At 63.9% G+C, this 10,467-nt stretch carries 7 protein-coding genes; 3 read left to right on the forward strand and 4 right to left on the reverse strand.

Translation table 11 applies throughout. The features are described 5' to 3' along the window. Positions 1 to 171 precede the first annotated feature (171 nt). Positions 172 to 714: a DUF6630 family protein gene (locus ACVOLZ_RS21480; RefSeq protein ID WP_481514435.1), complete on the reverse strand. Its 543-nt coding sequence runs from the start codon at positions 712 to 714 to the stop codon at positions 172 to 174. Positions 715 to 855: 141 nt separating this feature from the next. Here ACVOLZ_RS21480 and ACVOLZ_RS21485 point away from each other — a divergent pair, with 141 nt between their 5' ends. After that, positions 856 to 1,104: a DUF3297 family protein gene (locus tag ACVOLZ_RS21485; RefSeq protein ID WP_481517905.1), complete on the forward strand. Its 249-nt coding sequence runs from the start codon at positions 856 to 858 to the stop codon at positions 1,102 to 1,104. A gap of 175 nt (positions 1,105 to 1,279) precedes the next feature. Here the strand turns inward: ACVOLZ_RS21485 and ACVOLZ_RS21490 are convergent, their stop codons facing one another. Next, positions 1,280 to 2,926 carry a Na+/H+ antiporter gene (locus ACVOLZ_RS21490; protein ID WP_481517906.1) on the reverse strand — a complete coding sequence of 549 codons (1,647 nt, stop codon included), beginning with the start codon at positions 2,924 to 2,926 and terminating at the stop codon, positions 1,280 to 1,282. A 207-nt stretch (positions 2,927 to 3,133) separates the two neighbouring features. After that, on the reverse strand, positions 3,134 to 3,928 hold the full coding sequence (locus ACVOLZ_RS21495; protein WP_481517907.1) for a DODA-type extradiol aromatic ring-opening family dioxygenase: 795 nt from the start codon (positions 3,926 to 3,928) through the stop codon (positions 3,134 to 3,136). A 101-nt stretch (positions 3,929 to 4,029) separates the two neighbouring features. Here ACVOLZ_RS21495 and ACVOLZ_RS21500 point away from each other — a divergent pair, with 101 nt between their 5' ends. After that, positions 4,030 to 4,932: a LysR family transcriptional regulator gene (locus ACVOLZ_RS21500; protein ID WP_481517908.1), complete on the forward strand. Its 903-nt coding sequence runs from the start codon at positions 4,030 to 4,032 to the stop codon at positions 4,930 to 4,932. Here ACVOLZ_RS21500 and ACVOLZ_RS21505 read toward each other — a convergent pair. Then, positions 4,924 to 7,869: a bifunctional diguanylate cyclase/phosphodiesterase gene (locus ACVOLZ_RS21505; RefSeq protein ID WP_481517909.1), complete on the reverse strand. Its 2,946-nt coding sequence runs from the start codon at positions 7,867 to 7,869 to the stop codon at positions 4,924 to 4,926. The two genes, ACVOLZ_RS21500 and ACVOLZ_RS21505, sit on opposite strands and share 9 nt — an antisense overlap. Before the next feature lie 321 nt (positions 7,870 to 8,190). Here ACVOLZ_RS21505 and ACVOLZ_RS21510 point away from each other — a divergent pair, with 321 nt between their 5' ends. Next, positions 8,191 to 10,296, forward strand: a complete 2,106-nt coding sequence (locus ACVOLZ_RS21510; RefSeq protein WP_481517910.1) for a M13 family metallopeptidase — start codon at positions 8,191 to 8,193, stop codon at positions 10,294 to 10,296. Positions 10,297 to 10,467: the final 171 nt, after the last annotated feature.

A 10,467-nucleotide genomic window follows, 5' to 3' on the forward strand; every position in this document is an offset into this window, starting at 1 on the left:
GGGGGTTTTTCTCCTTTTGCTTTATTCTTCTTGGGCGGCCCCCGCGGGGGCGCGGGGGTCTTTTCCTCCCCCCGCCCCCCCCCCCCCCCCCCCCCCCACTACAGATGGACAATACCGGTAACGCCCCAGCCGAGCATGGCTCGGCACTACCGCTGCTCCTACAAAACCCGATTAGAACGGGTCGCTGCCGGGGCGGACTTCCACACCCAGCAACGAACACAGCGCCAGCATCGCTTCGTCGTCGCGGCTCAGTGCCACCCAACCGGCGTAGGCGTCGCCACCGGTATTCCAATTCCACACCGTGTAGCCGTGCTCGCGCAGGCGGTCATGGGCAGTGGTCATCAGCATCGGCACGTCGAGGTCGTCGGTGAAATCTTCATCATCGAAATCGCCACCCCAGGCGATGTTCAGATTCCAGCGCGCGGCCATTTCGTCCAGCGCGGCGACGAACGAATCGGTGTCCTTCCAGTCCACATAGAAACCTGAACGCCAGTCGATGGCGTCCTTCAGGTCCCACAGCCATTGCTCGTCGCTGGCGTCGTCCTCGGCACCGGCGCGCGCTTCGCGCCAGGCGTCGAACTGCTGCAGCGCCGCGTCTTCATCGCCGGGATTGATCAGCCACAGCAGGTTCCAGACCCGCGCCGGATGGTCGTCTTCGTCAAAATCCGGGCGCAGTTCGTCGGAGTCTTCGTAATCGGCGCTGTTGTCAGGCATGGGGCTGTTTCCACTACGTAATGGCGCGCATTTTGCCGCTCCCGGGCCGCCAACGGAAGCCACCAAGAACCGAAGCGAGGGCTGCAGCGGTTATCCTGTGCGGCAGAAGTCGGCCACGGTGGCCTGCACCCAAGAATCACGATGAGCGATACCCCTCCCGATCATTTGGCGATCAACCCGCAGAGTCCGTTCCACAATGCTGAAGCCCTGCAGCGTGGCGTTGGCGTCCGTTTCAACGGCATCGAGCGCGATGACGTGGAAGAGTATTCCGTGCAGGAAGGCTGGATCCGCGTACAGGCCGGCAAGGCCCGCGACCGCCGTGGCAACCCGATGACGCTGAAGATCAAGGGTACGGTTGAGCCGTATTTTCTTGAGTTGAAGAACGCTTAAGAGCTTAAAGGCTGCATTTTTAGCTAGGAGCCTCCCCTCACCCCAACCCCTCTCCCGCAGGCGGGAGAGGGGCTAGGTATGCGTCGGCTGCTAGTGCTTTGGCCCCTCTCCCGTTCACGGGAGAGGGGTTGGGGTGAGGGGAAGCTTCTAACAAGCGAACCCAAAACAACCACCCTCAATCCCTCTGCCGTGTCTCCAGCAGATCCAGATTGCGGATCAGCTTGCGTGCGATCTCATCAGACACCTGCCCGCGCCGGGTCAGACGGAACAGCTCCTCGCGCTCGGCATTCAAGCCGGCCGTGCGCAGGCTGCGATAGGCCTGTTCCATCCGCCGCACTTTCTCCGGGTCTTCATCCGGGCCCTGACCCTTCTCCAGATTGCGCTGGTACAGCAGGCTCACGCGTGCCGCAGCATCGTTGAGCAATTGCACGGCGCCGGTGGATTGGCCCTCGACCAAGCCCTGTCGGGCCTTCTCAACCGCCGCCAAGGCCGCCTTGGACGAGGCCCTGCGGGCAAGGTCTTCCTCGCGCCGGGCATCGTCGTCCTTGGGCAGTTCCAGGCCTTTGAGCAGGCGCGGCAGCAACAGGCTGGCGCCTACCAGCGACACCAGGATCACCGCTGCTGCCAGGAAGATCACCAGATCACGTGCCGGGAACGGCTCGCCGCCGGGCACCATCAGCGGCAGGGTCAACACGCCAGCCAGGGTGATCGCGCCGCGAACGCCGGCCACCGACATCGCCAGCACCACCCGCCACGAGGTACTGGTGGTTTCTTTCTCGCCACGCATCCGCGCCCGCAGCAGGTTCCAGCGCAGCGACAGCCACACCCAGACCAGTCGCAACACCACCAGCACGGCATTGATCGCCAGCACATAGACCAGCAGCCACCACGCGCTGTGATGGCCGGTGGAGGACATGGTCTCGATCGCGCGTTCAACAATGCCCGGCAACTGCTCGCCGAGCAGCACGAAGATGATGCCGTTGAAACTGAACTGCACCATGTTCCACACCGCATTGCGCTGCACGCGCATGCTGCCGCTGATGCGGCCGGTCAGCTCCACGTAACTCATGGTCACGCCAGCAGCGACCGCGGCGAGGATGCCGGATGCATGCAGTTCTTCGGCCAGCAGGTAGGCGGCGAACGGAATCAGCAGGTTGACCAGCAGCGCAGCGCCCGGCTCCTCACCGAAGCTGCGCCACAGCCAGCGTTGGAAGGTGGACACGCTCCAGGTCACCGCCACGCCGATGGCCAGACCGGCCAAGGCCACCCACAGGAAGGTCAGCGAGGCCTGCGCCAGCGAGAACGAGCCGGTCATCACCGCCGCCACCGCAAAGCGGAAGCAGACCAGACCGGAGGCGTCGTTCAACAGCGACTCGCCTTCCAGGATGTGCATCAGTCGCTTGGGAATGGGCACGCGCGAGGCAATCGCACTGACCGCTACCGGATCGGTCGGCGAGATGATCGCTGCCAGAGCGAATGCCACTGCCAGCGGCATCGATGGAATCATCCAGTGGATCAGCAGACCGGCGCCAAGCACGGTGAACACCACCAGCCCGAACGCCAGCTCCAGGATCGCGCCCTTGTCGCGGAACAGGCCCTGTTTGGGAATGCGCCAACCATCCAGAAACAGCAGCGGCGGCAGGAACAGCAGGAAGAACATGTCCGGCTCAAGCGCATGGCCGCGATTGAACACGCCCGCAATCAGCGCGCCCAAGCCGATCTGCACCAAGGGCAACGGCAATGAGAAAGGGAGGATTCTTACCAGATAGCCACTGGCGACAACCGCCACCAGCATCGCCAGAACTACTTCAATCGTGTGCATGCCCGTTCCACGGATTCACTACCACGACAGCAGGCTGCCGACACTGGCAGTGGCGGATGAATACCGGGAAATTACCACAGCAATCAGGCGATGCTGTTGTCGATGTGCTTGATCAATACGCGCAATCGCATCAAGCCAATGCCAGATCACTCAGCGTGCAGCGCTGGTTCCCGAGCTGCACGCCGAACTGGCACCTCCAGCCGTCAATCACGCCTTGCCATCAAAGCGGTAGATATCCATCGCCAGGAATCCCATGTCGATACCGGCATCGATCCGCTGCGCACCAAGTTCATCGCTGCCGGCCGCACCCATCGCGAAGTACAGCGGCAACAGGTGTTCATCGGTGGGATGCACCTGCGCCGGGAACGGTGCCTGCTGGCGATAGTCGAACATCGCCGGCAGATCATCGGCCTCAAGCTTCTGCTCCACCCACTGGATGAACGGGCGCACGTAAGGCGCTTCCTTGCCATCCTGGTAATTGCGCCAGTCATGCAGGTTGTGGGTGATGCTGCCCGAGCCGATCAGCAACACGCCCTGCTCGCGCAGCGGCGCCAGCGCACGGCCCATCGCAAACTGGTGCTTCGGGCCGAGCCCCGGCTGGATCGACACCTGCAGCACCGGAATGTCGGCCTCCGGGTACAGGTAGCGCAGCGGCACCCAGGCGCCATGATCGAGCCCGCGCTGCGGGTCGATGCTCGGCTGCAGGCCGGCATCGGCCAGCCGCTGCGCCACGTCCTGAGCCAATGCCGGAGCACCCGGTGCCGGGTACTGCAGCTGGTAAAGCTCCTCCGGGAAGCCACCAAAATCGTGAATGGTCTCCGGCTGGGCCGCGGCCGATACCTGCGGCGCCCGCCGCAGCCAATGTGCCGAGGCCATCACGATTGCCCGCGGCCGCTGCATCCCGGCGGCCAGTTCGGCCAGGCGCGGGCCAACCAGCCCCGGCTGCAGGGCGGTCATCGGTGAACCATGCGAGATATAGAGGGAAGGCAGCTGGCTGCTCATCGTGGGCTCCCTGTCGGGGTTTGGAGAGTGCACAGGTTATTGCCCAGGGCAGCGACAACAAATAATCTCGACGACAACGTTTTATTGCGGAAACGGAAACAATGGACACCATCGATGCCATGCGGGTGTTTGTCGCGGTGGTCGAGCGCAATGGCTTCAGCGCCGCCGCCGATGCCTTGGACATCTCCACCGCCGCCGTCACCCGCCAGGTCGCCGCACTGGAGAAGCGCCTGTCCACCCGCCTGCTCAACCGCACCACGCGCAGGGTCAGCCCGACCAGCGCTGGCGCCGCCTATTACCAACGCTGCGTGCAGCTGCTGGCAGAGTTCGACGAGCTGGAAGCCTCGGTTGGCGCACAGGCGCTGCAGCCTTCAGGGCGGCTGCGAATCAATGCACCGGTCAGTTATGGCATTGCCCGGCTGGGCGCGCTGCTTCCGGCTTATAGCGCGCGTTACCCACAGGTAGAACTGGATCTGCAGCTGTCGGACCGGCAGGTGGACATGGTCGAGGAGGGCTTTGATCTGGCCATCCGCATCACCCGCCAGCCTGCACCCAACCTGATCGCCCGGCACCTGGCCCAGGTCCGCATCCGTCTGTGCGCGGCACCGTCCTATCTGACCCGCCGCGGCACACCTGCCACCCCGCAGGATCTGCCCGGGCACGAGTGCCTGTCCTACACCTACTCTGCCGGCGGCGACACCTGGCAGCTGCAAGGGCCGCAGGGCGAGGTCAGCATCGCGCTGCAGCCGCATCTGCGCGCCAACAACGGTGAGGTGCTGCGTGAGGCCGCCATCGCCGGCATGGGCATCATCGCCCAGCCCGATTTCATCATCGACCAGGCACTTGCCGATGGCCGCCTGATACCGGTACTACCTGATTGGGAGGTGCCGACCATCGGCATTTATGCGGTCTATACCAGCCGCAGCCATCTGGCACCCAAGGTGCGCAGTTTCATCGACTATCTGGTCGAATGCCTAGACGAAGACGCCGCTCGCTCAGACTGAGCGGCTGTCTGCCAGCATCGTCAGTACCTGCTCCAGCGGCATCGGCCGGCCCAGCAGATAGCCCTGCACCTGGTCGCAACCATGCGCGGCCAGCCAGCGCCGCTGGCCCTCGGTCTCCACGCCCTCGGCGATCACCGACAAGCCCATGCTGTGGCCCAACGACAACAGCGCACGGCAGATGGCGGCGTTGCGCGGATTGCTTTCGACGTCGCTGACAAAACCGCGGTCGATCTTCAGCGAATCCAGCGGCAAATGCTGCAGGTAGGACATGCTGGAGAAGCCGGTACCAAAATCATCCAGTGCCACGCCCACGCCATTGGCATGCAGGTGCCCCAAGGTCTGCAGCGCCTGGGTCGGATTGCGCATCAGCACGCTCTCGGTGAGCTCCATCTGCAGCGCACCACGGGCCAGTCCGTGGTCCTGCATGGCACGGCTGAACTCGCCGACCAGGTCGCTGTTGAACAGCTGTACCGCCGAGACGTTCACCGCGATCGGCAGGTGCTGCCAGCCGGCGGCAGACAATTGTTTCTGCGCACGTGCGGCGGCGTGGATCACCCAGCGGCCCAGCGCGATGATCAGACCGGTGTCTTCGCACAACTGGATGAAGTCAGCCGGCGCGATGAAGCTGCCATCGGCCTGCGGCCAGCGCAGCAACGCCTCCAGCGCCACCGGGCTGCCTTCGGAGGCATCCATGATGGGCTGGAAGTGCAGCAGGAATTCGCCGCGGTCGATGGCCATATGGATGCGCCCGGCCAACTGCAGCCGCTCGGTGTAATGCGCCGCCATGCCGGTATTGAAGCGCAGCAGGGCAACACCGGTTTCGCGCGCAGCGTGCGCCGCCTGTGCGGCGCGGCCCAGCACCTGCTCGGCCAGTTCGCCGTCCTGCGGGCAGCTGGCCACACCGATGCGTGCTTCCAGCTGGTGATAGGTATCGCGGCCACGGATGGGCTCGGCCACCGCCGCCAACAAGGCATTGAGTGCCATCTGCGGATCGCCCTCGCCTTCTATCGCCAGCACGAAGTCCTCGGCTGGCTGGTGCGCCAGCAGGCCATAGCGGGCAGCCAGGCCACCCAGCCGCACCGACACCGCGCGCAGCGCCTCTTCACCGGCATCACGACCGAGGGTATCGGTGATCATCTGCAGGCCACGCAACTGCACGTGGGCAATGGTGTAACCCAGACTGCCGGCATCCAGCCGCTCGGACAGTGCACGCACGGTCAGCAGGCCGGTGCCGGCATGGTGACTGGCGCGGTAGGCCAGTTCGTTCTCGTAACGCAAGCGCTGGCTGACATCCTCGGCCAGCACCAGGCAGGCATTGCGACCGGCAAATTCCAGCTTGGCGAAATGCCCTTGCACATGGAAGGCGCTGCCATCCTTGCGCAGGTGCGTGCTGACCTGCAGCCCCAGCAGATCGCCACTCAAGGCACGGCCGGCGGTCTGGCGGATCTCGTCCCATTCCGCTGCAGGGCGGATGTCGAGGATGGACATCGCCAGGAACTCATCGCGGCTATAACCGTATTGATCGATTGCGGCCTGGTTCACTTCCAGGAAGCGCAAGGTGATCAGATCGAAGATCCAGAACGGCGCCGGGTTGCGATCGAACACCAGCCGGAACTGGCGCTGCGCCTCCTGCGCGCGCGCCTCGGTGTTGACCCGCTCGCTGATGTCGACCACCGCGCCCGCCAGGCGCTTGCCGTCACCCGCATCGTCGACCAGCTCACCGCGCGCCGACAGCCAGCGCAAGGAACCATCGCCACTGCGCAGCCGGAACATCGCGTTCAAGGCTCCCTTGCCGGCCAGCGCGCGCACCAGCATGTCCTTCAACCAGGCACGGTCTTCTTCATGCACCCGCGCCAGAAATCCTTCCAGCGAGGTGCTGCGCCCAGCCACGGACAGCATCTGCTGGGTCAGCGCCGACCAGTACACGATCGGTCGTTCGCCATGGATGGACCAGGTGCCGACCTTGCCAACTTCGTGCGCCAACGCCAGCTCGGCATTGCCGGCCTGCAGCTCTTCGCTGAGCTGCTGCTGGTGACGGGCACTGCGGTCAACCCGATACAGCAGGTAGGCAAAACCAGCCAGATACAGCAGATAGATGCCGATGGAGGCATACAGCAGCAGATACCAACCCGCCATCACCTCGCGGTAGGACAGTGAGGCATACAGACTCAATGGGAAATCTGTTGGCACGCTGACCGCTGCGATGCGGCGCTGGCCGTCAAAGGGGCTGGTCACCACACCACGTCGCAATACCGTCGGTGATGGCGGCAGAACCCGCATCGGCTTCGCCAGCGGGCTGCCGATCAAGCGCTCGGGATCACGACTATGGGCCAGCAACTGCCCATAACGGTTGCCAATGGAGGCGGTGCCATCGCGCCCCAGATCCAGGCCACTGACCACATCCTGAAATGCTCCCAGCCGCACCCGTGTCAACAACCACTGGCCCGGCTGCACCTGCAAGGCTGCACGCAGCAACCAATGCTTGTCGGCGGTCTCCTCCAGCGCACCGATATAGAGACCACCGTTGAGCAGGCGATTTTCCGGAACCACCCAACTCTGCAAGGTGAGATCGCCCGTTCCGGCCGACAGTGGCACACCGCGATCATCTACCAAGGTGATGGACGCAAGGTCCTGGTTGCGCTCCAGCACACCGCGCAGGCTGGCCTCAAACAAAGCAGGCGCCTGATCAGGCACCTGTCGATAAAACTCCCGGGTATCGCTGGCGGTGCCGCGCAACGCGCGTTCCCAGGTGACCAGCTGCGCGCGCAAAAGACGGCTGCTGCCGCTGGCCAGCGCCGCCGACTGCCGCTGCGCTGCCTCAAGCCGACTGCTGCGGTCGTTCCACAACATGCTGATCATGCCGCCTGCCAACAGCAAACCCACCGCCACGCCGGCAATGATCATGACCCGCAATGGATGAGCCGGCGTCCGAGTCACCGGTGAGTCCAACGTATCAGTAGGCGGAAAGCTGGCATTGCGTATGTTGGTCCTGGCATCACTACAACTAGGAACCGGCAGGTGGGGACCTGCAACGGTCGCATGCGAACACCACATACTCCACCCTGCCAATGTCTCCCCAGACACCATCTGCAGCGCGTTCGCTCAAGCATGCAGCACAATCACCGTCGGCGTGAAGAGTGCGTGACCAATTTTCTCGCATTCCCCGCACTTGTGCACATCCGTCAAGTGCCAGAATCAATATCTTTGTGAACGGGGTTCGAGGTCTAGACTTGTCACACACATCCTCCGGATACCGTCATGGCTTTGCAACGTTCCTTCCTGGTACTGGCAATCGGCACCGCACTTGCCCTCAGCGGTTGTGCAAAAGACGCCAGCGCGCCCGCCGCTGATACCAGCGCAACACCGGCAGCGGCCACCGCCGCAGCCAAACCGCAGCTGGGCAGCTTTGGCTTTGATGCCAGCGGCATGGACCGCAGCGTCGCCGCCGGCGACAACTTCTACGATTTCGCCAATGGGCAATGGGTGCAGCGCACCGAGATACCGGCCGATCGCTCCAGTTATGGCAGCTTCAATGTGATCGCAGAGAAAACATTGGCCGACACCCGCGCCATCATGGAAGAAGCCGGCAAGGCCAACCCCGGCGAAGTCCGCAAGATCGGTGATTATTACGCCGCATTCATGGACGAAGCGGGCATCGAGGCGCGCGGCACCGCGCCGGTGCAGCCGGCGCTGCAAGCCATTGCCGGTATTGCCGACAAGCCGGCGCTGGCCAAGGCACTGGGCGCCAGCATGCGTGCCGACGTGGATCTGCTCAACGCCACCAACTTCTACACTCCGCACCTGTTCGGCGTGTGGGTATCGGTGGATCTGCTGCAGCCCGGCCGCAACGCGCCCTACCTGGTGCAGGGCGGTCTGGGCATGCCGGACCGCGACTTCTACCTGCAGGACGGCCGCATGGCCGAGCTGCGCAAAGCCTATGAAGGCTATGTGAGCAAGCTGCTGGAGTTGTCCGGCGACAAGGATGCAGCCGCCAAGGCGGCGCGCATCGTCGCGCTGGAAACCAAAATCGCCCGCGCCCACGCCACCCAAGAAGAAACCAACGACGTGCAGAAGGGCGCAAACGCCTGGAAGCAGGCCGACCTCGCCGGCAAGGCACCGGGCATGGATTGGAAGGCCTTCCTGGAAGGCGCCAACCTGGGCACCCAGCAGGACTTCATCGTCTGGCAACCCAAGGCTGTGGCCGGCCTGTCCAAGCTGGTCGCCAGCGAGCCGCTGGATGTATGGAAGGACTACATGGCCTTCCACGCACTGGATGAGGCAGCGGCGTACCTGCCCAAGGCCTTCGCCGATGCCCACTTCGCGTTCCACGGCACCGCCATGAGCGGCACCCCGCAGCAGAGCGATCGCTGGAAGCGCGCGGTGGCCGAGACCAATACCGCTGTTGGCGAGGCGGTTGGCAAGATCTACGTCGAGCGCCACTTCGATGCCAGCACCAAGGCACGCGCCGATGAGATGGCCAAGAACATCATCGCCGCCTTCGCCAAGCGCATCGACGCGCTGGAATGGATGTCGCCGGAAACCAAGGCGCACGCCAAGGCCAAGGTTGCCGGGCTCAAGGTGGACATGGGCTACCCGAGCAAGTGGCGTGACTACAGTGCGCTGGAAGTGAAGGCGGACGATGCACTGGGCAACGCCCAGCGCGCCTCGCTGTTCGAGTACCAGCGCAATATCGCCAAACTCGGTAAGCCGGTCGACCACAGCGAATGGGCGATGCTGCCGCAGACCATCAATGCGATGAACGTGCCGCTGGAAAACCGTCTGGTGTTCCCGGCAGCGATCCTGCAGCCGCCGTTCTTCGACGGTGCTGCTGATGATGCGATCAACTACGGCGCCATCGGTGCGGTGATCGGTCATGAAATCAGCCATGGCTTCGACAATGCCGGCGCGCTGTTCGATGAAACCGGCAAGCTGCACAACTGGTGGACGGCCGACGACCTGAAGAAGTTCAACGCTGCCGGTGATGCGCTGGCCATGCAGTTCGACAGCTACGAGCCGTTCCCGGGCGTGCGCGTCAACGGTCGCCTGACGCTGGGCGAAAACATCGCCGACGTTGCCGGCCTCGGCACCGCCTATGACGCCTATCGCCTGTCACTGCAGGGCAAGCAGGAGCAGACGCTGGAAGGTTTCACTCCGGACCAGCGTTTCTTCCTGGGTTTTGCCCAGGCATGGCGCAGCAAGGCACGTGAGCAGGCACTGCGTAATTCGCTGCTGACCAATGTGCATGCACCGGGCCAGTTCCGTGCGTTGACCGTGCGCAACCTGGATGCGTGGTACCCGGCGTTCGATGTGAAGGAAGGGCAGAAGCTGTATCTGGCTCCTGAGCAGCGGGTCAAGGTCTGGTAGTGGCCATGCGCTCCCTCCCCTTGGCCTAAGGCCAAGGGGAGGGTTGGGGAAGGGGCCGCTGTGCTGCTGGCGGTAGTGCCGAGCCATGCTCGGCAGGGGCGTTACCAGCGAAAAGCTGCCCTCACCCCAACCCCTCTCCCGTAAACGGTAAAGGGGCTCAAGCTGTAGTGC

Source organism: Stenotrophomonas sp. STEN020 (assembly GCF_056760195.1).